General features: G+C 68.3%; 18 protein-coding genes. 3 read left to right on the forward strand and 15 right to left on the reverse strand.

Features of this window, described 5'->3' with window-relative positions; translation table 11 throughout:
- The first annotated feature begins 13 nt into the window (after window positions 1-13).
- Both AC5QAB_RS01460 and AC5QAB_RS01465 read left to right on the forward strand, forming a co-directional pair.
- Entirely contained in the window at window positions 14-1,159 is a 1,146-nt protein-coding gene (locus tag AC5QAB_RS01460) for a glycosyltransferase family 4 protein (RefSeq protein WP_014647875.1), read from the forward strand.
- Complete coding sequence (locus tag AC5QAB_RS01465; protein ID WP_049407821.1) at window positions 1,152-2,009, forward strand: polysaccharide deacetylase family protein; 858 nt, start codon at window positions 1,152-1,154, stop codon at window positions 2,007-2,009. The genes AC5QAB_RS01460 and AC5QAB_RS01465 overlap by 8 nt, the downstream gene beginning before the upstream one ends.
- A 78-nt stretch (window positions 2,010-2,087) precedes the next feature.
- On the opposite strand, the gene glmM is transcribed toward AC5QAB_RS01465, so the two are convergent.
- The 5 genes from glmM to trpB all read right to left on the reverse strand — a co-directional run bounded on the left by glmM (window position 2,088) and on the right by trpB (window position 7,291).
- Window positions 2,088-3,449, reverse strand: coding sequence for a phosphoglucosamine mutase (glmM, locus tag AC5QAB_RS01470; RefSeq protein ID WP_014647877.1), 1,362 nt, complete (start codon window positions 3,447-3,449; stop codon window positions 2,088-2,090).
- The gene (accD, locus tag AC5QAB_RS01475) at window positions 3,449-4,324 is read right to left on the reverse strand and encodes an acetyl-CoA carboxylase, carboxyltransferase subunit beta (protein WP_005410473.1); all 876 of its coding nucleotides are present in this window, start codon (window positions 4,322-4,324) and stop codon (window positions 3,449-3,451) included. Before accD ends, glmM begins: the two co-directional genes overlap by 1 nt.
- Window positions 4,325-4,585: 261 nt before the next feature.
- Window positions 4,586-5,395 carry a tryptophan synthase subunit alpha gene (gene trpA / locus AC5QAB_RS01480; protein ID WP_197561165.1) on the reverse strand — a complete coding sequence of 270 codons (810 nt, stop codon included), beginning with the start codon at window positions 5,393-5,395 and terminating at the stop codon, window positions 4,586-4,588.
- 1 nt (window position 5,396) lies between these two features.
- Complete coding sequence (locus tag AC5QAB_RS01485; RefSeq protein WP_014647879.1) at window positions 5,397-6,077, reverse strand: hypothetical protein; 681 nt, start codon at window positions 6,075-6,077, stop codon at window positions 5,397-5,399.
- Window positions 6,074-7,291 carry a tryptophan synthase subunit beta gene (gene trpB, locus AC5QAB_RS01490; RefSeq protein ID WP_032957499.1) on the reverse strand — a complete coding sequence of 406 codons (1,218 nt, stop codon included), beginning with the start codon at window positions 7,289-7,291 and terminating at the stop codon, window positions 6,074-6,076. The genes AC5QAB_RS01485 and trpB overlap by 4 nt, the downstream gene beginning before the upstream one ends.
- A 97-nt stretch (window positions 7,292-7,388) precedes the next feature.
- On the opposite strand from trpB, the gene AC5QAB_RS01495 reads away from it, so the two are divergent.
- Entirely contained in the window at window positions 7,389-8,276 is an 888-nt protein-coding gene (locus tag AC5QAB_RS01495; RefSeq protein ID WP_197561166.1) for a LysR substrate-binding domain-containing protein, read from the forward strand.
- A 71-nt stretch (window positions 8,277-8,347) separates the two neighbouring features.
- Here AC5QAB_RS01495 and AC5QAB_RS01500 read toward each other — a convergent pair whose 3' ends face one another.
- The 10 genes from AC5QAB_RS01500 to AC5QAB_RS01545 form a co-directional block, all read right to left on the reverse strand.
- Window positions 8,348-9,457 carry a toxic anion resistance protein gene (locus AC5QAB_RS01500; protein ID WP_014647882.1) on the reverse strand — a complete coding sequence of 370 codons (1,110 nt, stop codon included), beginning with the start codon at window positions 9,455-9,457 and terminating at the stop codon, window positions 8,348-8,350.
- A gap of 44 nt (window positions 9,458-9,501) precedes the next feature.
- Complete coding sequence (locus AC5QAB_RS01505) at window positions 9,502-10,203, reverse strand: hypothetical protein (protein ID WP_014647883.1); 702 nt, start codon at window positions 10,201-10,203, stop codon at window positions 9,502-9,504.
- A gap of 2 nt (window positions 10,204-10,205) precedes the next feature.
- Window positions 10,206-15,593, reverse strand: a complete 5,388-nt coding sequence (locus tag AC5QAB_RS01510; protein ID WP_197561167.1) for a DNA repair ATPase — start codon at window positions 15,591-15,593, stop codon at window positions 10,206-10,208.
- An 85-nt stretch (window positions 15,594-15,678) separates the two neighbouring features.
- Entirely contained in the window at window positions 15,679-17,697 is a 2,019-nt protein-coding gene (locus tag AC5QAB_RS01515; protein ID WP_197561168.1) for a hypothetical protein, read from the reverse strand.
- A complete protein-coding gene (locus AC5QAB_RS01520) occupies window positions 17,694-18,368 on the reverse strand; it encodes a hypothetical protein (RefSeq protein ID WP_014647886.1) in 675 nt (224 codons plus the stop codon). Before AC5QAB_RS01520 ends, AC5QAB_RS01515 begins: the two co-directional genes overlap by 4 nt.
- 168 nt (window positions 18,369-18,536) lie before the next feature.
- Complete coding sequence (locus tag AC5QAB_RS01525) at window positions 18,537-19,193, reverse strand: phosphoribosylanthranilate isomerase (protein ID WP_014647887.1); 657 nt, start codon at window positions 19,191-19,193, stop codon at window positions 18,537-18,539.
- Window positions 19,190-19,960 carry a tRNA pseudouridine(38-40) synthase TruA gene (truA, locus tag AC5QAB_RS01530; RefSeq protein ID WP_014647888.1) on the reverse strand — a complete coding sequence of 257 codons (771 nt, stop codon included), beginning with the start codon at window positions 19,958-19,960 and terminating at the stop codon, window positions 19,190-19,192. Before truA ends, AC5QAB_RS01525 begins: the two co-directional genes overlap by 4 nt.
- Before the next feature lie 32 nt (window positions 19,961-19,992).
- Window positions 19,993-20,355 (reverse strand): VOC family protein, encoded by a 363-nt coding sequence (locus AC5QAB_RS01535; protein WP_014647889.1) that lies wholly within the window; start codon window positions 20,353-20,355, stop codon window positions 19,993-19,995.
- Window positions 20,356-20,381: 26 nt separating this feature from the next.
- Window positions 20,382-22,394 carry a FimV/HubP family polar landmark protein gene (locus tag AC5QAB_RS01540; RefSeq protein WP_495233117.1) on the reverse strand — a complete coding sequence of 671 codons (2,013 nt, stop codon included), beginning with the start codon at window positions 22,392-22,394 and terminating at the stop codon, window positions 20,382-20,384.
- A gap of 145 nt (window positions 22,395-22,539) precedes the next feature.
- Entirely contained in the window at window positions 22,540-23,568 is a 1,029-nt protein-coding gene (locus AC5QAB_RS01545) for an aspartate-semialdehyde dehydrogenase (RefSeq protein ID WP_014647891.1), read from the reverse strand.
- Window positions 23,569-23,644 lie beyond the last annotated feature (76 nt).

Below are 23,644 nucleotides of genomic sequence, written 5' to 3' on the forward strand. Positions count from 1 at the left end.
GGATCGATCCTGCATGAACCGTCCGCTGCGCATCCTGCACACTGAAGCCGCCAAGGGAATGGGCGGGCAGGAGATCTACATCTTCCGCCACATGCAGGTGATGCGCGCGCGTGGCCACGAGGTGGCGCTGCTGTGCCAGCCCGAAGCGCGACTGGCCCAGCTGGCACGCGATGATGGTTTCACCGTGCATACCCTGCGCATGGGTGGCCTGCTGCGCCTGCTGCGCGGCATCTGGTCGGTCTCGCGCCTGGTGCGCCGCGAACGCTATGACGTGGTCAACACCACCAGCCGCCGTGACGCACTGATCGCCGCCGCCGGTGCACGCCTGGGCGGCACGCCGCTGGTGGTGCGCTCGCGCCACCTGATGAGCCCGGTCAACTCGCTGCTGACCTATACCGGCCTGCCGCACCGGGTGCTGACCGTCAGCAGCTTCGTCAAGCAGTTGCTGGCCGCGCGCGGCATTCCGGCCGAACACATCGGTATCGTGCCGCCCATCGCGGTCCCGCCGCGCTGGAGCGAAATCCGCAAGGACGACCCCTGGCAATGCCTGCAGGAGGTACGCGCGGACGTGCGCGCCGAACTCGGCTTCGGCGAACAGGACATCGTGGTCGGTTGCGTGGCGGTGCTGCGCGAACCCAAGGGTCATGCCGACCTGCTGCAGGCGATGGTACCGCTGTGCAAGACGCACCCGAACCTGCACCTGGTGGTGGTCGGCGATGGCCAGCCGGTCATGGACCGGCTGCAGGCGCTGCGCGACGAGCACGGGCTGCAGCAGCAGGTCCATCTGCTCGGCTATCGCGATGGCGCATGCCGGCTGATGGCTGGCTTCGACATCTTCGCGCTGGCATCGCACAAGGAAGCGGCCGGTACCGTCTTCCTGGAGGCCGCCTATGTCGGGGTGCCGATCGTGGCCACGCGGGTGGGTGGCGTGCCGGAGATGGTGGTGGATGGCAGCAATGCGATCCTCACCCGGCTGGGCGACAATGCAGCCCTGACAGGCGCCCTGCGCCTGCTGGTGGACGATCCGGAACGGCGGCGGCAGATGGGCCGCGCCGGGTGGGACTGGATGCGCAGCGCGCACCGGTTCACTCCCGACGGCCACGGTGAGACCACCGAACACTATTACCACCAGTGGCTGAAGGAGCTGGGACATGGCTGATGCCCGAACCGTACCGGTGCTGATGCACCACCACGTCAGTCCGTCGCCGGGCATGATCACCGTGTCACCGGAGAATTTCGAAAGCCAGATCGCGTGGCTGGCCGGCAACGGCTGGACGTCGCTGACACTGGACCAGTACGCCGGCTTCCTGGCCGGCAAGCCGGTGCCGCGCAAGTCGATCGTGATCACCTTCGACGATGGCTACCTGGACAACTGGGTGTATGCGCACCCGATCCTGCAGAAGTACGGCATGCACGCGGTGGTGTTCGTGGTCACCGGCTGGATGGGCGAAGGCCCGGAGCGGCCCCACGCCGGGCTTGCCGGGGCAACGTTGCCTGCCACGCCGGACCATCGCGGCTGCGAAGCGGCGATCTACGAGCAGAACCGCAGCGACGACGTGATGATGCGCTGGAGCGAAGCGCGCGCGGCCATCGCCGCCGGCACCTTCGAAGTGCATTGCCACACCCATACCCACACCCGCTGGCTGCGCCGCGACGACCTGGACCGCGCACAGCGCCGTGCCGGCCTGAGCCACGACCTGGCAGTCTCGCGCGACGTCCTGCAGGACAAGCTTGGCGAGGTGTCCGATACGCTGTGCTGGCCCTACGGCGATTTCGACCAGGACCACATCGAGGTGGCGCGCGAGCACGGCTTCCGCTACCTGCATACCACCCACCCGTTCGGACGCAATGTGGTGGGCGGCGACCCGGAGCGCATCTATCGTTTCGCGATCCGCAACCGCCCGGCCAGCTGGCTGCGAAAACGCATCGCACAGAGCTACAACCCGCTGATCGCACCGCTGTTCAATGGCTTCAAGGCACGCCAGAAGAAGATGGTGCCGGGGCCGTAGGCAACCCACCGCCCTGCCCCTTCAACGAAAACGCCCCGGCATTCCGGGGCGTTTTCGTTGGGCGGATGTGCAGCGGCCTCAGGCGGCGGCTTCACGTACCGCCGCGGACAGTCGATCCAGCGTGTCCTGCATCAGCGTCGCATCATCGGCCTCGACCGTGACCCGCACCACCGGCTCGGTACCGGACGGGCGCAGGAACGCACGGCCACGACCGGCCACCGACTGCTGCGCGACAGCCAGCGCGGCCTGCACGCTGCCGGCCTGCACAGTGGCCTTGGCCGAGACATTGCCCAGCCGCACGTTGACCGTCTTCTGCGGCACCCGCACCAGTCCTTCCAGCGCCTGGCGCAGGGTCTGCCCGCTGTTGCGCAATGCCACCAGCACCTGCAGCGCGCTGACGATGCCGTCGCCGGTGGTGGCCCGATCCAGGCACAGCAGGTGGCCGGAGGCTTCACCGCCGAGCACGCCGCCGCCTTCCATCAGCGCCTGGTGCACGTAGCGATCGCCGACATTGCTGCGCACGAACGGAATCTGCAGGTCGGCAAATGCCTTCTCGACGCCGTAGTTGCTCATCAGCGTGCCGACCACCGGGCCGCGCAGGCGGCCTTCGGCTTTCCATGCACGGGCCAGGATATACAGCAGGTCATCGCCGTCGACCGGGTTGCCCTGGTCGTCGGCCATCAGCACGCGGTCGCCATCCCCATCGAAGGCGATGCCGAGATCGGCGCGGGTTTCGCGGACCTTGGCCGCCAGGTTGTCGATGTGGGTGGAACCCACGCCGGCGTTGATGTTGACGCCGTTGGGCTCGGCACCAATGCCGATCACCTCGGCGCCCAGTTCACGGAACAGCAGCGGCGCGATCTGGTAGGTGGCGCCGTGCGCGCAGTCCAGCACCAGGCGCACGCCACGCAGGTCGAACGCGCGCGGCACGCTGGCCTTGCAGAACTCGATGTAGCGGCCGACCGCTTCGCGCGCACGCGACGCCTTGCCCAGCTTTTCCGATTCGGCGGTGGTGAACGGGATGTCCAGCGCCGCTTCCAGGGCCAGCTCGGTGGCATCGTCGAGCTTCTCGCCCTGGGCGGAGAAGAACTTGATGCCGTTGTCGTAGTGCGGGTTGTGCGAGGCGCTGATGACGATGCCAGCGTCCACGCCAAGCGTACGGGTCAGGAACGCCACCGCCGGGGTCGGCATCGGCCCCAGCAGCTGCACGTCGGCACCGGCGGCGACCAGGCCGGCTTCCAGTGCCGCTTCGAACATGTAACCGGAGATGCGGGTGTCCTTGCCGATCACCACGATCGGCCGGCGCCCGTCCTGGCCGCGCTGGTCGACCAGGACACGGCCCAGGGCGTTGCCCAGGCGCAGCACGAAGTCGGCCGAGATCACGCCCTGGCCGACCCGTCCACGGATGCCATCAGTACCGAAGTACTTGCGGCCTCCCATCAAGCCACCTCCGGCGCCGGCTGACGGCCCAGCATTGCCAGCAGATCGGACAGGCGGTCGCGCATTTCGCGACGGTCGCAGATCTGGTCGATGGCGCCGTGCTCCAGCAGGAATTCCGAGCGCTGGAAGCCTTCCGGCAGCTTCTCGCGCACGGTCTGCTCGATCACGCGCGGGCCGGCGAAGCCGATCAGCGCCTGCGGCTCGGCGATGTTGATGTCACCCAGCATCGCGAAGGAGGCCGACACGCCGCCGGTGGTCGGATGGGTCAGCACCGAGATGTACGGCAGGCCGGCTTCACGCAGCTTGCCCAGCGCGGCCGAGGTCTTGGCCATCTGCATCAGCGAGAACAGGCCTTCCTGCATGCGGGCGCCACCGCTCTGCGAGAAGCACACGTAGGGCGCACCGATCTCGACCGCGGTTTCCGCGGCCAGTGCGAAACGCTCGCCGACCACCGAGCCCATCGAGCCGCCCATGAAGGCGAAGTCGAACGACGATGCCACCAGCGCACGGCCCTTGAGCAGGCCGCGCATGGCGATCAGCGCGTCGTACTCGCCGGTGTTCTTCTGCGCGATCTTGATGCGCTCGCTGTACTTCTTCTGGTCCTTGAACTTGAGCAGGTCGGTCGGCCCCAGGCGCGCACCGATCTCGGTGGTGCTGTCGGCATCGAACAGGGCGGCCAGGCGCGCACGCGCACGGATCGCCATGTGATGGCCGCACTTCGGGCAGACTTCCAGGTTCTCTTCCAGTTCCGGACGGTACAACGCGCTGCCGCAGTTGCTGCACTTTTCCCACAGGCCCTCGGGGACACTGCGCTTCTTGCTGGGGGTGTTGTCGGTGCGGATGCCGGACGGCATCAACTTGCTGAGCCAACTCATGCGGGAGGACACTTCCGTTCAGGGCGGCCCGGGGGCCGCAAAGGCGGACAGTCTAGCTCCGCTTTCCCCGCCCGTGCACCCCCTTGCCAGCCACGGGGCAGCCGGAAAAAACCATGCTGGGACGTACGTTTAGGTGCTGGGGCGGTGCCCGCCGCTGGCCGGCAGCCCTTGCGTGCAGACCGATGGGTAGTGCCGGCCGCTGGCCGGCAGCCCTTGCACGCGAGCCCTCAGGAGGATGCCGGCCAGCGGCCGGCACTACCGTTACGCGTCCAGCGCCTGCCGCAGCGGGGCGAGGAAGGCCCGGGCGTGCTGCGCGGCCTCTTCCGCCGAGCCCGCTTCGGCCAGCGCCGCCACCAACGCGCTGCCCACCACCACGCCGTCGGCCTGGCGGGCCATGGCCGCGGCACTGGCGGCATCCTTGATGCCGAAGCCCGCCACCACCGGCACCGACGCACGCGCGCGCAACGCCTGCAGGCGGGCACTGGCGGCATCGCTGTCCAGGCGCTCGGACGCGCCGGTGACACCGGCAAAGCTGGCGTAGTAGAGATAGCCACGGGCCAGCGCCAACAGCTTGTCGGCTCGCGCCTCACTGGTGGTCGGCGACGCCAGCAGTACCAGCGCAAGGCCGGCTGCGTCGAACGCCTGCTGGGCGTCGCCCGCTTCTTCCGGCGGCAGGTCGACCAGCAGCACGCCGTCCACGCCGGCGTCGACGGCGGCCTTGGCGAAGGCCGCGTAACCGTGGATCTCCACCGGGTTCAGGTAGCCCATCAGCACCACGGGGGTCTGCGCATCGCGCTCGCGGAACTGCGCCACGGCCTGCAGGACGTAGCGGCTGCCGGCGCCGCGCGCCAGCGCGCGCTCGGAGCTGCGCTGGATGGTCGGGCCATCGGCCATCGGGTCGGAGAACGGCACGCCCAGTTCAATCACGTCGGCGCCGGCGTCGACCAGTGCGTGCATGACCGGCACGGTGGCCTCCAGCGAGGGATCACCGGCCGTGACGAAGGGGATCAGCGCCTTGCGCTGCTGTTCGCGCAGACGCTGGAAACAGGCATCGAGTCGGGATACGGACATTTCAGGCACATCCTTCAATCAGTTCAATCGCATCGCTGGTTCCCCAGTACATCTGGGTGACCCGCCCTTCAAACAGTTCCACGCGGATACCCAGGTCCGAACCCGGGTCCTGCCAGGTGAGGTACTCGCCCTGGTCACCATCGTAGGCATGCGGGCTGGATACCGGCGGCTTCGGGAACTGGGCCATGGCCTGGGCGCGGGTCATGCCGACACGCAGGCCGAACGGACCGGGCTGCTGGGTCGGCGCCCCGCTGTCCGGATCCAGGCCGAGATCGAAACGGACGACGCGATCTTCATCGGTCATCATCGACACGCCGGGCGGCAGCCCCTTGCCGTCGTAGTACTCGCAACTGCCGCCGATGGCTTCGACCGCCCCTTGCGCGGTCCATGGCCCGAGTGCCTTCAGATCGCTCATGTGCTGGCCGATCAGCACCTCGCCGGCATGGTCCAGCGCCACCGAGACCACCGCAGGCGCGCCATCGCTGTCCATATCTTCCGTGGACGGCGGATCGACGATCGGCGCACGTGCCATCGGGTCGAGGTCATCATTCGCGGCCGCCTGCTGTGCCGGCTGCGTGGTGGCCTTGGCGGCCGGTGCCAGCAGCGGCGGCTCCGGCGGCTGGCACGCGGCCAACCCCAGCGCCAGCAGCAGCACGCCACTGTTGCGCAGCAGCGCGCTCACAGCACCAGCCCTTCGCGCGCGGCGATGGTATGCACATCCTTGTCGCCACGGCCGGACAGATTGCACAGCACGATCTGGTCACGCGGACGCTCACGCGCCAGCTTGATCGCCTGCGCCAGCGCATGGCTGGACTCCAGCGCCGGCAGGATGCCCTCGGTATGCGCCAGCAGGTGGAAGGCCTGCAGTGCTTCGTCATCGGTGATGCCGAGGTAGCGCGCGCGGCCGGTATCGGCCAGGAATGCGTGTTCGGGGCCGACGCCCGGATAGTCCAGGCCGGCCGACACCGAATGGGTCTCGATGATCTGGCCGTCGTCGTCGCACAGTACATAGGTGCGGTTGCCATGCAGCACGCCCGGGCGACCGGCGGCGATCGATGCAGCATGGCGACCGGTGCTGATGCCATCACCTGCGGCCTCGGCGCCGACGATCTCGACCTGGCGGTCGTTGAGGAAGGCATGGAACAGGCCGATGGCATTGCTGCCGCCGCCGACGCAGGCAGTGATCGCATCGGGCAGGCGGCCGTACTCGGCCAGCATCTGCTCGCGTGCCTCGCGGCCGACGATGGCGTTGAAGTCGCGCACCATGCGCGGGTAGGGATCCGGACCGGCGACCGTACCGATGATGTAGAAGGTGTCCTGCACATTGGTCACCCAGTCGCGCATCGCTTCGTTGAGCGCGTCCTTCAAGGTGGCCGAACCGGAGGTGACCGGCACCACCGTCGCGCCGAGCAGCTTCATGCGGTAGACGTTGATCTTCTGCCGCTCGATGTCGGTGGCGCCCATGTACACCACGCATTCCAGGCCCAACCGCGCGGCAACCGTGGCGCTGGCCACGCCGTGCTGGCCGGCACCGGTCTCGGCGATGATGCGCTTCTTGCCCATCCGCGCCGCCAGCAGCGCCTGGCCGATGGTGTTGTTGATCTTGTGCGCGCCGGTGTGGTTCAGGTCTTCGCGCTTGAGCAGGATCTGCGCGCCGCCGACATGGTCGCTCAGCCGCTGGGCGTGGTAGATCGGGCTCGGCCGGCCCACGTAGTGGGCCAGGTCGCGGTCGTAGGCGGCCTGGAATGCCGGATCCTGGCGGGCCTGGTCATAGGCCTGGGCGAGTTCCTGCAGCGGGCCGACCAGGGTTTCGGCAACGAAGCTGCCACCGTAGCGGCCGAAATGGCCCTGGGCATCCGGGAAGGCGTGGTAGTCGGCAATGGGGGAGGCAGACATGGAAGCGACCGCTGGTTCGAGACAGGTGGATACTCTAGCGCACGGGTCGTGACCGGAAAATGGATATTATCTGGCATATACCGTCAGGAAATCTCACATGAGCCGTTCGCTGTTGCCACCGCTCAATGCGCTGCGCGCGTTCGAGGCCACCGCCCGCCTGGGCGGGGTTGGCCGCGCCGCGCAGGACCTGCACGTGACCCACGGCGCGGTCAGCCGCCAGCTGAAGCTGCTGGAAGACCACCTCGGCCTGGCGCTGTTCCAGCGGGCCGGTCGCGGCCTGCGCCTGACCGCTGCGGGCACGCGCCTGCAGGCAGCGTGCAGCGAGGCCTTCAGCGGCATCGAAGACTGCGTGCGCGAACTGCGCCGGCCGACCGCGGCCCCGGCGCTGGTGCTGGGCTGCAGCGGCAGCGTGCTGGCGCGCTGGATGATTCCGCGCCTGCCCGCACTGCAGGCCGCCCTGCCCGGCGTACGCCTGCAGTGGTCGGCGCTGGATGGCAGCTTCACCGAGGCGCAGGCCGCACTGGACGCGGTGCTGCTGCTGGCGCAGGGGCCGTGGCCCCGGGGCTGGCAGGTGCGTGAGCTGGCGCCGGAACGGGTCGGCGTGGTGGTGGCCCCCTCGCATCCGGCCGCGCAGCGCCTGCGGCACGTGCCGCCCTCGGCGCTGCTGCAGGAGACGCTGCTGCACACCAGCTCACGGCCGCAGGCATGGCCGGCGTGGGCGCAAGCGCACGGTCTGGACACCTTGAAGCTGCAGCTGGGTACTGCCTTCGAACACCTGTACTACCTGCTGGAGGCAGCGGTGGCCGGGCTGGGCCCGGCGATCGCACCCGAGCCCCTGGTGGCCGAGGACCTGGCCGCCGGGCGACTGGTCGCGCCGTGGGGATTTGCCGCCACCGGTGGCTTCTGGGTGCTGGCGCGACCGGATGGACCGGCAGATGGGCGCGTGGATGCGCTGGCCGACTGGCTGGGCCAGCAACTGCGCTGACAACAAAAAGGGGACGGAGGGGATTAAGTCGCAAGTGGCACAAACGACTTAATCCCCTCCGTCCCCTTTTTTCAGCTGGCAGTCGGGGTGGCCAGTCGCTGCTGCAGGTCTTCGCGCAGGCGCGACAGCTCGACTTCGGCCTGCTGCCGCTGCTGCATTCCTTCGCGATGGATGCTGCGCACTTCCTCGACCGTGGCGATCAACTGGTCGTGCACGTGGCGCAGCGTCGCCACGTCGATCACGCCGCGCTGGTTGCTGCGCGCGGTATCCACCGAGGCCTGGCGCAGCAGGTCGGCGTTGCGGCGCATCAGCTCGTTGGTGGCATCGTCGATGGCGGTGGACAGCTCGACCGCGGCCTTCTGCTCACCCAGCGAAAGCTGGATGGCGAACTGGCGCTTCCACGACGGGATGGTGATCTCGCGCACCGTGTTGAACTTCTCGATCAGCTGCAGCGCGTTGGCCTGGATCAGGCGGATCATCGGCAGCGACTGGTCGGCCGCATGCTGCATCAGCTGCAGGTCGGACACGCGCTTTTCGAGGAGGCGGATCGCGTTGTCGACTTCGCTCTGGCGGATGCGCTGCTGCGGATCCTCACTGCCCTGCCCGGCCTGCTGCTCGGCCTGCAGTTCGGCCAGGCGCTGCTTGCCGGCCGCAGCATACAGGCCCAGCGCATGGCGTTCTTCGCGGACGATGTCATGCATGCGGTCGAACTCGCCCACGCGCTTGCCCATCAACGCCTGCTGCACACCGACATCACCCAGCAGCTGCTCGATCTGCGCATTGGTGTCGCTGAACTTCTGCACCAGCTCGCCCTTGGATACGCGCAGGCGGTCGATCAGGCCACCGATCACCGGCACCTTCGACCGCTGCGCGAAGCCGTCCAGCTTCAGGCTGCGTGCGATGCGCACGACTTCGCCCAGTTTCTCGCCGCTGGCATCGAGGTCACGATTGCGCACCTGGTCCAGCAACTGGCTGGAAAACGCCGCGGTGCGCGTGGCCGCTTCGCGACCGAAGACCTGCAGGTTGCCCGGGCGCAGGTCATCCAGCTCCAGACGGATCTCGGCGATGCGCGGCAGATCCTCGCGGACCAGGCCAAGCGCCTGCAATGCGCCTTCATCGAGCGGAACGGCGGTAGTCGTGCCGGGCACGAGGGCACCGGGGGTCTGGCTGTCCTGGGTCATCGGGCAGTCTCCTTGCAGTTGGGTAAGCGGCAGCGGCGGCCGGCTCAAGGCAGTCTAGCCTGAGCCGCCGCGACCTCGTCATCGATCTGTGCGTGCAGCGTGGCGGCCTTCGCCGCCAATGTGGCGCCGGCCGCGGCCTGGCCCGCCGCGGCGGCCTGCCGCCAGGCTGGCAACAGGACGTCATGGATGCGCGCGAAGCGTTGCAGCAGCACGTTGTCCTGGTCCTGCAGGAGCTGCCACTGGCCGGCCTCGAGACGGCGCAGCGTGGCCAGCCGGCGCAGGTGATCGAGCCGTTGCGACAGCGCGGCCTGGCCGGCGGTATCCAGCGACGCCAGCCGCACCGCTGCCAGCTCGACCCAGGCGTCCAGCGCTGCGGCCGCCGCTGAATGTCCGGCGATGGCCATGGCCCGCAGCTGCAGCTGCTGCTGCAGCTGCTGGGCCTGCTCGCGCGCCTGCAGGGCCAGCACGCCCAGCTGCGACTGCAGCGCACGTCCTTCCGCCTCGCGATCGACATCGCGCCCCAGCAGGCGGCCCCACCAGCCCGCCTGCTGCCGGATCTGCGCCGGGTTATCGGCCTGCAGGGCCAGCGCGATGCGTGCCAGTGCGGCCACCAGCCCTGCGCCCGCGCCCGGCGGCAACGGTGTTTCGCGCCGCGCCAGCGCCTGCAGCAACGGCGCACCATAGTCGGCCAGCGCGGCGACATCGGCCGTGTCCGGCAAGCTCGGTGGCGGCAGTGGCGCCTGCATGGTCACGGCAGCGGCGGCGGCTTCGGTGTCGTCGCTGGAATCTCCTCACCGTCATCCGGCGGCAACGACTCGCCGTAGAAGTGACGCATCAGCGCCTCATCCAGCGCGCGCTCCTCCGGCGTCGTGGCACGGCGCACACGCGCACGCTGCGCCACCGCACTGTTCGGCACCCCACGCTCGACCTGCTGCCGCGCCCAGCCGGCGAACGCGGCCAGGGTCTGCGACACCTGTGCCTGCTGCGCCTGCGATGCCGCCAACAGTTCCACCAACGGTGCCAGGCCAGCCTGCAGGTCGTCGGCCAGGACCGTCGTCGGCACACTGGCGGCTGCCGCGACCGGCACCGGCGCGGCGGCCGGACGTGTTTCAGAAAGACGATGCAGGGCCTCCAGCAACGCCGGCCACGGTGCCGGGTCGGCAACGGCAATCGCTTCCGGCGCCGGCGGTGGAAGCTGCAGGGCGGTGGCGATGTCGGCCAGCTGCGCGACCACGCGCCCGCCGACATCGCTGTCGTCGGCCCCCATGGCCTTGTTGCGCAGGAAGTCGCGCTTGATCTGCGTCCAGCGTTGCGCCTGCGTGTCGTCCAGCACGCCGCGCAGCTCGGCCAGCTTCAACAGGTTTTCTTCGGCGCCGGTAGTCAGCAGCTGTGCCTCGCCCAGGTAGTGGTCGGAGATCAACTGCTGCAGCTCGTCCTCGTTCATCACCGGCGAGATCTTCTCGGCCAGCTTGTTCATGTTGCGGTAGCTACCCTGCAGCCGGAACGGCGGCTCGGTGCGGTAGCGATCGTCCTGCGCGGCACTGGCGATGTACTGCTGGTTGACGCGGTAGACAACGTCGCGCACGCGCAGCATGCGCTGCAGGGTGGCGGTGATTTCGTTGATCTCCGCGCTGCTGTAGGCGTGGCTCAGGCCGTTGGTCGAGACCTCCTTGCCCATCGCCCGGTCGACCAGCGTGTACAGGTCAGCCATGTCGCGCGTAGCCAGCGGCGCCAGCACCGGGTTGGAAGTCAGGCTGTTCTCGATGTAGCTGAGGGTAAAGGCCGCCTCCATGCCACCGAGCACATCACCCAGGTTGTAGATGTCGGCACGGTTGGCCAGCATGTCCGGAATCTTGAACACCTCGCCGGACTCGGTGTACGGATTGCCGGCCATCACCACGCAGAATTTCTTGCCGCGCATGTCGTAGGTGCGGGTGCGACCGCGCCACACACCCTCGATACGGCGGGTGCCATCGCACAGCGAGATGAACTTCTGCAGGAACTCCGGATGGGTGTGCTGGATGTCGTCCACATACAGCATGGTGTTGTTGCCCATTTCCAGCGCCAGGTTGAGCTTCTCCAGCTCCTGCCGCGAGGTCGCGTCCGGTGCCTGGGCCGGGTCCAGCGACCGCACCTCGTGACCCAGCGCCGGGCCGTTGATCTTCATGAAGACCAGGCCCAGGCGGTGCGCCACGTATTCCATCAGCGTGGTCTTGCCGTAGCCGGGCGGCGAAATCATCATCAGCAGGCCCATCAGGTCGCTGCGCTTGTTCTCGCCGACCGTGCCCATCTGCTTGGCCAGGTTGTCACCGATCACGCCCAGGTAGACATCATTGATCAGCTTGTTGCGTACGAACGAGGACAGCGGCCGCGCCTTGAACTCGGAAAGCCGCAGGGTCTCGCGCTCGCGGCCGATGATGCCCTGGCGCAGCGCCTGGTAGGCATGGAACGCTGGCACGAAATGACGCAGGTGCTGCTTCAGGCGCGCCAGGAAATCATCCAGCGATACCACCAGCGTGCCGTTGCTGATGCGTGCGTGTTCACCCAGCAGGCCACTGACCTCCGCCTGCAGCGCGGCGTCGCTGGCACGGGTACGCAGCTGGCGCTGCACCAGCAGCAGTGCTGCAGCCTCGTCGACGTAGCCGGCATGCGGGGCATGCGCCGGCATCCGCGCCAGCGCCCGCAGCCACTGACCGGCCAGCGCCCAGCGCGTGGCCAGCGGATCCTGGCTGCGCTGCAGGGCGCGTTCGACCGCCTCGCGTTGCCCGGCCTGTTCCAGCTGCCGAGCCAGTGCCTCCAGCAGCGCTACCGCATGGCGGCTGCTGCTGAACACCGGTTCGCCGGCCGCCAGTTCCTCGCCCAGATAAGCGGCCGCGGCCTCTGCGGCATCGGCATCGAACGGCAACGCGTGGGATTGCGCATACGCCAGCAGTGCCTCGGCCATTTCCGCACGCAACGCCAGGCGCCCTTCGTCGGACCCCAGCAGGCGTGCCAGCGCTTCAGCACCCATCTGGCGGGCCGGCCATTGCGCCACCGCTTCGCGCCGCTGCTCGGCAGCCCAGAACAGCACCGCCAGCGCACGCACCCGCGGTGCATGCCGCAGGCTGCCGGCCGCCTGCTGCAAGGGCAGCAACGCACGCAGGATCAGCGCGGCATCATGGTCATGGATGCCGCGCTCGTAGCCTTCGCGGTAGCGCGGTGCGGCAAACGCACGCACGCGCTGGTCCAGTGCTTCGGGCGTGGCGACGTCGTGCTGCAGCGTGGCCAGGTCAAGCCCGTCGCTCCCCTCCTGCGCGGCCATCAACAGGCTGCCGGCAAGATACTCGCCGCGATACAGTGCAGGTGATTCGGAGTCCAGGGTGACCGGCCAGAACGGCTTCAGCGCATCCAGCTCCGGATCGTGCAGGGTCTCCAGGAAGTCGGTGCCGGTCAGATGGATCGCCAGCGTGTCACCACGCGGCAGCAGGGTCAGGTCCAGCGCCTGGGTGTTGACGCTGAAGCGATGGCGCGGCCCCAGCCGCACCACGTTGCCGCCCGCTTCGTACAGATCACTGCGGTCACGCAGCTGGCGCACCGCCTGGTCACGCACACCCTTCAGGCGCGCTTCGATGTCGTCGGCCTTGACGTTGTCATGCAACGCGCGCAGGCGTTCGGCCAGCTCACGCAGCTTGAGGATCAGCGGATCGCCGGCAAAGAACGCATTGAGCTCATCGGCGGTGGCGAAGCGCTCGGTGCGCTTGGCCAGGCCATCGAGGATGCGGCTGGCCGCATCCAGCACCGAACGTGCCTTGCGCTGGCGGTCATCCAGCAGCGCCTGCTTGTGCGTTTCGAAGGCTTCAACCAGCTCTTCGCGCTTGCTCAGGATGTCGCCGAGGAACTGCTCGTGTTCGCCGAACTGGCTCTCCAGCTCCTCCAGCTGCACCAGCAGGCGCGACAGCTGCTCGTCGGCACGCTCCGGGTCCGTGGCCAGCGCCAGCGCGCTGGTGATCGACTGCGAGAACAGCGCGAACTGCGCGGCGAACTGCGCCACGGCCTCGGCTGAGCCGAGCGACCTGCGGCGCTGATCGGCACGCGCGCGGGCCTGGTTGAGGCGGCCGTACAGCACCGAAATGGACTCGACCACGCGGGTGCGGGCGGTGGCATCGTCCACCTTCAGGCCGGCCATCAGTTCAGACAGCATATCCAGATCGGCCGCCATCCCGCGCAGCCCCTCCAGCTGCTCATCCAGCTGGCGGGCACTCTGCGCCTGCTGCGCAGCCTCATCCAGCGCCTGCAGGCGCGTGGTCAGCGGCACCAGCGCGGCATCGCCGGCGAGGAAGTCACCCGTGGCGGCGCCGACACGATCCTGCGCCTCCACCAGCTCGGCCGTCATCGTCTCGATGCGCGCGGTGTCGATGTAACGCAGCTCGCGGATGGTCAGCAGCCGTCCACGCAATGCGGTGATCGCATTGAGGGCCTCGACGAAGGCCTGCACCTCGTTCCAGTTCTGCGGCTGCAGCCGGCCCAGCAGCGCCTTGTGCGCGGCCTCTGCCTCGACCATCGCCTGCGCCGACTGCTGACGGATCGACTGCACCTTCTCGTACTCGTCCAGCACCGATTCGCCGGTGGCGCTGATCTGCCGCAGCAGCGCCTCGGCGCCATCGCAGGCCGCGTCGCCCAACCAGTGGTGGGCATCGAACAGGCGCCGGGTGTCGGCCACCAGGCGCTGGTAGCGCTGCACCGACACGTCCTGGCCATCGATCTCGCGCGCCAGGTTGAACAGGTTGGAGATGCCCCGCACCAGTTCGGCGTTGCCGATGCGGCCCATGAAGGTGTTGCCGGGTGGCCGGCTTGCAGCAAACTCGTCACTGCTGAACGGGGTCTGCCAGACCTGCATCGGATGGATGCGGGTCGGTTCGCTGCCTTCGGCATGGAACAGCACCATGCGCCCGTCCTGCATCAAGGCGTAGCCATGGCCGAACACCGGGTTCTGCAGCACGCGCTGGATGGTGTTGTAGACGAACAGCGCCGAGCGCCCGCCTTCGCGCTCGTAGAAGATGTACAGCACGTCCTCGCCGTTGGGCGAACGGATGCTGCGCTTGAACTGCATGCCGGCCATCGAGGCGTCGAACGCCTTGTGCTCGCCGCCCTGCAGGTAATAGCCACCCGGGAAGATCACGCCGTGGTCTTCGGGCAGCTGCACGCAGGCCTGCACGATCGCATCGTTGCGCACGATGCCGCCGGTCAGCGTGTTGTAGATCAGCCCGCGCCACTCCGTCTCGCGGTACGGCAGCACCTTCAGCAGCACCAGCGAGCCGACCCGGGCGAATTCGAACTGGGCGTCGTCCAGCGACTGCGTGCTGTCCTCCACCGGTTCGCTGTAGATGCCCTGCCCGGTCTCGGTGTTGTTCTCGACCTTGATCGTGAGGTCGCCGCCGGTGGTCTCCACGAACAGGGTATCGAGGATGTTCAGGTGCGAATGGCGGCCATTGACCGCCAGGTCGCGGGTCGCCCGGGTCCATTCGAAGTCGAACGGCGGCGGCAGTGCGATATCGCGCTCACCGCGCGCATCCAGATAGGTCAGTTCGCCATCGCGCGACAGCGCCCAGCGGAACACGCGCACGTCGCTGCTGCGCTCACCGATCTGGAACGACGCCAGCAGCTTGTCGCCCACCACGATCAGCTGCAGCAGGCGCGCGTGCTTGTAGTAGGCGTACAGTTCGTTGAAGTCGTGCACGAAGCCGGGCTGGTCGAGGAAGCTGCCCTTCAGCTCCAGCGCCGCCACGTCGTAGCCGTCGCTGCCCTGCACCAGCCGGTACAGGCCGAACACGTCCTCGATGCGGGTCTGGGTCTTCAGCCCGATGAATACGTTGTAGCCGAACAGCAGGCGGTCCGGCCCGACCTGCACGATGTCACGGCCGACGCAGTTGTTTTCGCTGCGGATGCGGAAGCGCCCGACCACCTCCAGGCGGCTGTCGCCGAACTCAGCCAGGCGCTGGCGGTTGAGCGTTTCGGCCAGGCCCTGCAGGCGCTGGCCCTGCTCGGCCAGGCGGCGGCGCAGGACTTCATAGGCACCGCCCTGGGCAACGGCCTGGTCGACGGTAGTGCCGCCGGCCTCCGGTGCAGTGGATTCGGTGGACGGATGGGTATCAGACATCAGCAGGCTTCCGGCTCACGGGCGGACGGCCGCGGTTGCGGCCGGCGCGGGCGGGCGATGGCCGCAGCAGCCATCGCCCGATGCATCAACGGGCGCTGTCGACCACGGTGGCCGACACGGTCGGCACCGCTTCGGCATCCTCGGCGATCTGGCGCGGCGCCGGTTCGGCCACGGCCACGCCCAGGTAGCGCTGCATCAGCTCCTGCACGATCGGGCTCTTGCCGGCAAAGCCTTCGATCGACTTGCCCAGCGACACCGCCTTGACCAGGTTCTCGAACATGCCGCCGTCGCCACCGACCAGGTCGATATCGGCGTTGCGCAACGCGCTGGCGATGACGTTGGCGTTCTCGCGCGAGACTTCCTTGCCGGCTTCGATCGAGGCCAGCGCCTGCTTCAGGCTGTTGTCCAGCATCATGCGGAACTCTTCGTGGCCACGTGCCTGGTCGCTCAGCGAAGCGATCGCTTCGAACTTGCGCACCAGGCCTTCGGCCTCGGCCAGCAGCTTCTTCTGCACCACGCCGGCTTCGGCGTTGCCCAGCGATTCGGCGGCGGTGGCACGGGCCAGGCCCATCTTCTCCTCACCCTGCGCCTGCGCCTGCAGGGTCTCGGCCAGCACGCGGGCTTCGTTGCTGCCCTGCTTCAGGCTGGCTTCGGCCTTGGCTTCGATCACGCGGGCCTCTGCGATGCCGACCTTCTCGATGGCCAGTGCCGAAGCTTCACGCACCTGCGCTTCGGCCAGGCCCGGTGCGGCCTGCTCGGCGCGCAGCGCGTCGGCCAGCAGGCGCTTGGCTTCGGCCTGCTTGCCGGCTACTTCGTGTTCGGCCTGGGCCAGCGTGGTCAGTTCCACTGCGCGGTGCTTGGAAGCGGTCTCGCGTGCCTGCGCTTCCTTTACCTCGCGCACCAGCGATTCCTGCGCCTTGGCCTCGGCTTCCAGGATCAGCACCTGCTTCTGGCGGTCGGCCTCGGAGACCTCGCGCACTTCCTTGATGCGCTCTTCCTCCTGCGCCACGGTCTTGTCGATGGAGATGCGTTCGCGGGTGATGTTGGCCACGTCCATCTTGCCCTGCTCGACCACCTTGTCGCGCTCCACGCCCTGCAGCTGCACTTCGCGGTCGGTGGTGACCTGCTCAAGCTGGCGTGCGCGCTCCACGCGCTCGGCCTCGATGGCCACGGCACGCTGGCGGTTCTGCTCGGCCACTTCCACTTCGCGCAGGCGGTTCTGGTCGCGGATCTCGATCAGCTGCTGTGCTTCGATGCGGGCGTTCTCGGACAGCTGGCGCTGCTCTTCCTGCACCTTGGCGGTCTCGGCCTCCTCTCGCGCGCGGATGGTCTCGATCTCGCGCTTCTGGCGTGCTTCGGCTTCGGCCTGCTGGCGTTCCAGCGCCAGCAGCGCTTCACGCGCTTCCACGTTCTTCTTGGTGATGGCGAGCTTCTCGTTCTGCTCCAGCTCGTTGGTCACCACGTTCTGCGCGGCGGTCAGCTCGGTGATCTTGCGGATACCCTGCGCGTCAAGGATGTTGAACTGGTCCAGCAGCGCCTTCGGGGTCTGCTCCAAGTAATCGATCGCCACGTCTTCCAGCACATAGCCGTTGAGGTCGTTGCCGATCACCGCGATGATCTCGTCGCGGAACTCCTGGCGCTTCTCGAACAGTTCGGTGAAGTCGAACTTCTTGCCGACCGTCTTCAACGCTTCGGAGAACTTGGCGTTGAACAGCTCATCGACGGCATGCTTGTCCGACGCACGGTCGGCACCGATGGCCTTGGCCACGCGCAGCACGTCGGCCTGGGTCTCGTTCACCCGCAGGTAGAAGGCCACGGCGATGTCGGCACGCATGTTGTCGCGGCAGATCAGGCCTTCCTTGCCACGGCGGTCGATCTGCAGGGTGATCAGGCTGATCCGCATCAGCTCGGCGCGGTACAGCACCGGGATGATCAGCGCACCGGTGAAGTGCACCTTGGGGGTGGAGCTCATGTCGTTGACGATCAGGGCCACGCCCTGGTCGACCTTGCGGTAGAAGGCCTTGAACAGCCCGGCCACGCCCAGCAGCAGGACGAGCAGGCCGCCGGCGACGGCCAGGAACGGTAAGAGGGATGCCAACGTCATTGATGAGTCTCCTTGTTGCCCGGAAGCAGGTTGTCCTGGAAATCGAGGGCGATCGCATCGGCGCGGACCACCCGGTAATAGTGTTGTTCGGCCATGTGCTCGACCAGCACGATGCGCTCGCCACGCTGCAGTTCGATGTCGCTGCGGATCTGCAGCACCAGCCCGGCGCCGCCATCATCGACCGTGGCATGACCGCTGCGTGCGTCCACCTTCGGCGATGCGACCACGCCGGCCCGGCCGAGCAGCGATGCCTGCGGCACCGGCCGCAGGCGCAGCAGGAAGCGCCGGACCGGGCGCAGGATCAGCGCGATGAGCGGTACCGCTGGCAGCGGTGCCAGCACCGCCACGAGCGTACCCAGGCCCCAGCGCAGCAGGTCCGGCAGCGGCAGCAGTACGAACAGATGGATGAAATAGGTGATGAGCCAGCCGAACAGGCTCAGCAGGGTGACCACCACCATGATCGGGACGCCACCCAGGCCCCAGCGCGCCAGCATGGCCGACAGGCCACTGAGGTCGGTCCCCGCCTCGAGCGCGCCATCGGCGCCGAGATTGCCAAAACCGTCATCGACCAGGCCGAACGCCGCAACCGCCCAATACATCACCGACACCAACAGCAGAATGCTGTACGGCAGCGTCGGGTAACCGAGTACGACGGTGAGAAACTCCTGCATCGCTTGCCTTCCTGGGCTGTGGGCGGCGGCCGCCCGTTCGGGACGCGCCGCGCGCGTCCCGTCGATCCCCGCGCCAGCCCTCATGGCAGGCGCGCTTGGGACCATCCTATGTGAAGAATGCGTGCAGGCTCAAATCCAGGTCCAAATCACGGCAAATAATGACGCCAATCACTCGAGAACCGTGCAATCGGCGCGGCGCACTTCCTCGACGAAGGTGCGCATCTTGTAGCCGTCCTTGATGCCCGGCTCCAGTTCGATGCCACTGGAGACATCCACGCCCCACGGCAGGGTACCCAGCACCGCGTCGTAGACGTTTTCCGGGTTCAGGCCGCCGGCCAGCAGGAACGGGCGATGCAGGCCGGTCGGGATCCGGCCCCAGTCAAAGGCCACGCCGGTGCCGCCACCGCCGCCCGGCGCGTGGCTGTCGAACAGGAAGCCGGCGGCGCTGGGATAGCGCAGCTGCAGGGTGCGGGCGTTGATCTCTTCACGGCCGCCCATGGCGATCGCCTTCAGGTACGGCATGTTGAAGCTGCGGCAGAAGCTCTCGTCTTCCTCGCCGTGGAACTGCAGCAGGGTCGGTCGTACCGTGCGCAGCACCTCGCGCACTTCTTCCTTGCTGTTGTTGCGGAACAGCGCCACCACGTCGACCATGGGCGCGATCGCCTGGCGCATCGCGCGTGCCTCGGCCGGAGCGACCCGGCGGCTGCTTTCACGGGCGAAGATGAAACCCACCGCGTCCACGCCCAGCTCACCGGCCAGGCGGACGTCGCCGGCCCGGGTCATGCCACAGAACTTGATGCGCGTGCGGTAGTAGGAGCGGCTCATAGCGTGACCTCGGCGGGCAGATGCCAGTTGTCGGGGTACAGGGGCCCAAGGAACACCAGGCCCTGCGGCGGTGCGGTGGGACCGGCTACGGTGCGATCGCGCCCGGCCAGCAGTTCGGCGATCCATTCCACCGGCTTCTCGCCACTGCCCACCAGGATCAGCGATCCGACGATATTGCGGACCATGTGATGAAGGAATGCATTGCCCTGCACGGCGACCTCGATCACCTCGCCCTGGCGGCTGACCTGCAGCGACTGCAGTTCACGCCGTGCATGCAGTGCCTGGCACTGCACCGAGCGGAAAGCGCTGAAGTCGTTCTCTCCGAGCAGCGCCTGGCCGGCGGCATGCATCAGGCCCGCGTCCAGCGCACGGCGCTCCCAGCTGAGGGTCTGCCGCTGCAGCGCCGGCCGCACTTCGCGGTTGAGCAGGCGGTAACGGTAACGGCGTGCCCGCGCCGAGAAGCGGGCGTGGAAATCATCGGCCACGGGCACGCACCAGCGCACCGCGATCGAGCGCGGCAGGCGGGTGGTGGTGCCCAGCATCCAGGCGCGCGGATCGCGCACCACGTCGGTGTCGAAATGCACGACCTGGCACTGGCCGTGCACGCCGGCATCGGTGCGACCGGCACAGACCACCTGCAGCGGCGCATCGGCCACCGACGACAGGGCCTGCTCAAGGCTGGCCTGCACGCTGGGACCACCCTCGCCCAGGTTCTGCCAGCCCCTGAAATCGCTGCCGTCGTACTCGACGCCAAGCGCGTAACGCATGTGCTACCTCGATGTTGCGGGAGGGGCGGCGCTCAGGCCGGATCGCGTTCGGACCAGACCGCCAGTTCGTTGCCACCGGGCTCGACGAACTGGAAGCGGCTGCCACCGGGGAAAGAAAACACCGGCCGTACGATCTCACCGCCAGCGTCGCGCACCGCCGCCTCGATGGGCGCCAGCTGGTCGGCATACAGCACCAGCAGCGGCGCGCCGCTGTCACTGGCCCGTTGCGGCTGGCCGCGGAAGAAGCCGCCCTGCAGGCGGCCATCGTCGAAGGCGGTGTAGTCGCTGCCATAGTCGACGAACGACCACCCGAACACCTTTTCGAAGAAGGCGCGGCTGTCGGCCGGGTCACTGGAGGCGAATTCAACGTAGTCGATACGGCGCTCGCGGCTCATGGCACGGTCCTTGTCGGCGGGTTCGGTCACGGCAGGCGGGCCAGCAGTTCGCGAGCCTGGGCCTGGCAGTGCAGGTCGCCGCCCTCGGCCACTTCCAGCAGCAACGTCCGTGCGGTCTGCGCATCGCCCAGGTCGAGGTAGGCGATGGCCAGTTCCAGGCGTTCCTGCCCGGCGCGCGGCGCCCAGCCGGCATCGCTGGCCGGCGCGGCAGTACCGTCTTCATGCGCGGCCGCCGCCAGCGCGTCGTGCGGCGCCGCGCTCGAATCCCCGCCGTCATGATGCTCGGCCGGCAGGTCGAACACGCCGCGGAACTGCGGCTGCTGTTCGGCGTGCAGCGCGTAGTCCGGCACTGCGATCTCGTCAGGGACCGCCTGCGCGGGCGGCTCATCCTGCACGGGGGTGTCCTGCATGGCCACCGGCTCGTCCCAGCGCGGCAGGTCGGTCACGGCCCCGGGCAGCTCCACCACTTCGTCATCGCGCAGCGTCTGCGCCTGCCAGTCAGTCTGGGCGGCGACGTCGGCGACCGCTTCGGCAGCCACGTCATCCTGCACCTCGGCTTCGGTCGCCCAGGCAGGCATCGCCGGTTCCTGGCGGCCACTGTCGGACACCGCCGTCGACCACGAAGACTGCTCGGCCAGCGTATCCAGCGCCGCGCCGGCCGGTACCGCAGCGGCCAGGCCGGCGGCGTCGCCTTCCTCGCGCAGCGGCGGCAGTGGCGACGGCTTGCGACGACGCAGCAGCCAGGCCGCGCCGGCCGCCAGCAACAGCACCGGCAGACCCAGCCAGTACCACGGCGTTGCCGCATCGCGGGCATCCGGTGCCTGCGCCAGGCGCTGCTGCGCCGCGGCCAGGTCGTTGTCCTTCATCGCGATCAGCGACTGCTGCTGTTCCTTGAGTTTTTCCAGGTCGGCCACCCGCTGCTTCAGCTCGCCGATCTCGGCATCGCGGGTCGCGATGTCCTCGCGTGCCTGGCGCAGTTGTTCGTTGCCCAGCATGTCACCCTCGCTGCCGGCTGCAGTGCCGGTGGTTGTGCCCGCGTGCGCGGCGTCGGAGGCCAGCGCCGGAGCGATTTCAAGTCGTGCCCCAGTGGCCGCAGCCGGGGAAGAAGCGTTCGTGGTTCCCGCCGTGGCGACCGGGGCGACAGTACCCGCCGGTTGCGGCACGGTGCGCGCCTGACGCCACTGTGCGGCATGCTCGCGCACCAGCGCGGCGGCCTCGGCGGCATCGACCGCCGCCAGTGCATCGCTGCCGGGCATGCGCAGCACGGCGCCCTGCCTGAGCAGGTTGACGTTGCCACGGATGAAGGCCTCCGGGTTGGCCCGCAGCAGCGCAATCATTGCGCGGTCGCGGCTGACCTGGTTGCCGCGGGCCACCACGCTGGCGATCTGCGACAAGGTCTGCCCACGCTGGACGGTAACGCTGCCATCGGCTGCCGGTGCGGCAGCGGGTGCAGCCACTGCACGCGGGCGAGCCGGTGCGGGTGCCGGCGTGGTGGCGGTGGACGGCGCAGGCGCGCTCACGCTCTCCGCGGCGGCGGGCGCCGGGGCGGCCTCACGGGCGATGGTGTTGGAGAGCGTACCTGCGGGTGCAACGATTTCCGGCTCGGCCACGGCCAGTGCGCTGGACGGTGCATCGACCAGCGCCGAGTACTCGCGCACCAGGCGGCCCTGGCCCCAGTCCGCCTCGATCAGGAAGCTCAGCGACGGGGTCTCGACCGGCGTCTGCGAGGTCACCCGCACCACTGCCCTGCCCTGCGCATTGCGGGTCAGTTCGAACTGCAGTTCGCCCACCAGCCCGGTCGGCCGCTGCAGGCCGACGCGCTCGAAGGTGACCGGTGAGGCCAACGCGACACGCAGGTTCTCCAGCTCGGACGGATCGGCCGAGACCACCGGGATTTCGGCCAGCAGGGGCTGGCCCGGCTTGGACAGGACACGGATGTCGCCCAAGCCCAGGGCAAGCGCCGAACTGCTGGCCAGGGCCAGCAGCGCGGTGGAAAGATAGAGGAGGGGGCGCTTTGCGCCCCTGGCCCGTTTATTCATGGCGACACTATAAAGCGTGCGGACCGCGGTCCGCACCCACCGATGGGGACCTTCGGTAGTGCCGGCCGCTGGCCGGCAGACACGCACGTGCCATCACGGCAATGCCGGCCAGCGGCCGGCACCACCGGTGAGGCAACCGCTGTGATCAGCGCTGCTCGGCGGCGACCAGCTCGGCCAGCTGCACGGCATTCAGGGCGGCGCCCTTGCGCACGTTGTCCGATACGATCCACAGGTTCAGGCCGCGCGGGTGCGACAGGTCCTCACGGATGCGGCCGACGTACACCGCGTCGGTGCCCGAGGCGTGGGTGACCGGGGTCGGGTAGCCACCGGCCTCGTGACGGTCCACCACTTCGATGCCCGGCGACTGCTCCAGCAGCGCACGTGCTTCGGCCACGGTGACCTTGTCGCGGGTTTCGATCGCCACCGACTCGGAATGGCCGTAGAACACCGGCACGCGCACTGCAGTCGGGTTCACCAGGATGCTGTCGTCGCCGAGGATCTTGCGGGTCTCCCAGATCAGCTTCATTTCTTCCTTGGTGAAGCCGTTGTCCTGGAAGTCGTCGATGTGCGGGATCAGGTTGAAGGCGATCTGCACCGGGAAGCGCTGCGGATCGATCTCCTGGAAGCTCAGCAGCTGGCCGGTCTGCTTGCCCAGCTCCTCGGTGGCCGAACGACCACCGCCGGACACCGACTGGTAGGTGGAGACGTTGATGCGCTCGATGCCGTACTTGCGGTGCAGCGGCGCCAGCGCCACCAGCATCTGCATGGTCGAGCAGTTCGGATTGGCGATGATGCCGCGCGGACGGTTGGCGACCTGTTCCGGGTTGACTTCGGACACCACCAGCGGCACGTCATCGTCGTAACGGAAGGCCGAGGAGTTGTCGATCACCACCGCACCTGCGGCGGCGAACTTCGGTGCGTATTCCTTGGACACACTGCCACCGGCCGAGAACAGCGCGATCTCGACGCCGGCCGGATCGAAGGTGGCCAGGTCCTGGACCGTGACCTTCTGGCCGTTGAACTCGATCTCGCCACCGGCCGAACGCTCGGAGGCCAGGACGCTCAGGGTACCGACCGGGAAATCACGCTCGGCCAGGATCGACAACATGGTCTCGCCGACGGCGCCGGTGGCACCGACGACGGCGACGTGGAAACTGCGCTGTGCATTGCTCATGGGGGAACTCTCACGAAAACGGGAATGGGGAAAAACACGCACGACAGCTGGGTTCGGGGAACCTCCTCAAGCGGGG

This window comes from Stenotrophomonas sp. YJH_SMC_127 (assembly GCF_059372445.1).

Coding starts and splice junctions, on each gene's coding strand:
- AC5QAB_RS01460 (WP_014647875.1), top strand. CDS start 14: ATGAACCGTCCGCTGCGCATCCTGCACACTGAAGCCGCCAAGGGAATG.
- AC5QAB_RS01465 (WP_049407821.1), top strand. CDS start 1,152: ATGGCTGATGCCCGAACCGTACCGGTGCTGATGCACCACCACGTCAGT.
- glmM (WP_014647877.1), bottom strand. CDS start 3,449: ATGGGAGGCCGCAAGTACTTCGGTACTGATGGCATCCGTGGACGGGTC.
- accD (WP_005410473.1), bottom strand. CDS start 4,324: ATGAGTTGGCTCAGCAAGTTGATGCCGTCCGGCATCCGCACCGACAAC.
- trpA (WP_197561165.1), bottom strand. CDS start 5,395: ATGTCCGTATCCCGACTCGATGCCTGTTTCCAGCGTCTGCGCGAACAG.
- trpB (WP_032957499.1), bottom strand. CDS start 7,291: ATGTCTGCCTCCCCCATTGCCGACTACCACGCCTTCCCGGATGCCCAG.
- AC5QAB_RS01495 (WP_197561166.1), top strand. CDS start 7,389: ATGAGCCGTTCGCTGTTGCCACCGCTCAATGCGCTGCGCGCGTTCGAG.
- AC5QAB_RS01500 (WP_014647882.1), bottom strand. CDS start 9,457: ATGACCCAGGACAGCCAGACCCCCGGTGCCCTCGTGCCCGGCACGACT.
- AC5QAB_RS01505 (WP_014647883.1), bottom strand. CDS start 10,203: ATGCAGGCGCCACTGCCGCCACCGAGCTTGCCGGACACGGCCGATGTC.
- AC5QAB_RS01510 (WP_197561167.1), bottom strand. CDS start 15,593: ATGTCTGATACCCATCCGTCCACCGAATCCACTGCACCGGAGGCCGGC.
- AC5QAB_RS01515 (WP_197561168.1), bottom strand. CDS start 17,697: ATGACGTTGGCATCCCTCTTACCGTTCCTGGCCGTCGCCGGCGGCCTG.
- AC5QAB_RS01520 (WP_014647886.1), bottom strand. CDS start 18,368: ATGCAGGAGTTTCTCACCGTCGTACTCGGTTACCCGACGCTGCCGTAC.
- AC5QAB_RS01525 (WP_014647887.1), bottom strand. CDS start 19,193: ATGAGCCGCTCCTACTACCGCACGCGCATCAAGTTCTGTGGCATGACC.
- truA (WP_014647888.1), bottom strand. CDS start 19,960: ATGCGTTACGCGCTTGGCGTCGAGTACGACGGCAGCGATTTCAGGGGC.
- AC5QAB_RS01535 (WP_014647889.1), bottom strand. CDS start 20,355: ATGAGCCGCGAGCGCCGTATCGACTACGTTGAATTCGCCTCCAGTGAC.
- AC5QAB_RS01540 (WP_495233117.1), bottom strand. CDS start 22,394: ATGAATAAACGGGCCAGGGGCGCAAAGCGCCCCCTCCTCTATCTTTCC.
- AC5QAB_RS01545 (WP_014647891.1), bottom strand. CDS start 23,568: ATGAGCAATGCACAGCGCAGTTTCCACGTCGCCGTCGTCGGTGCCACC.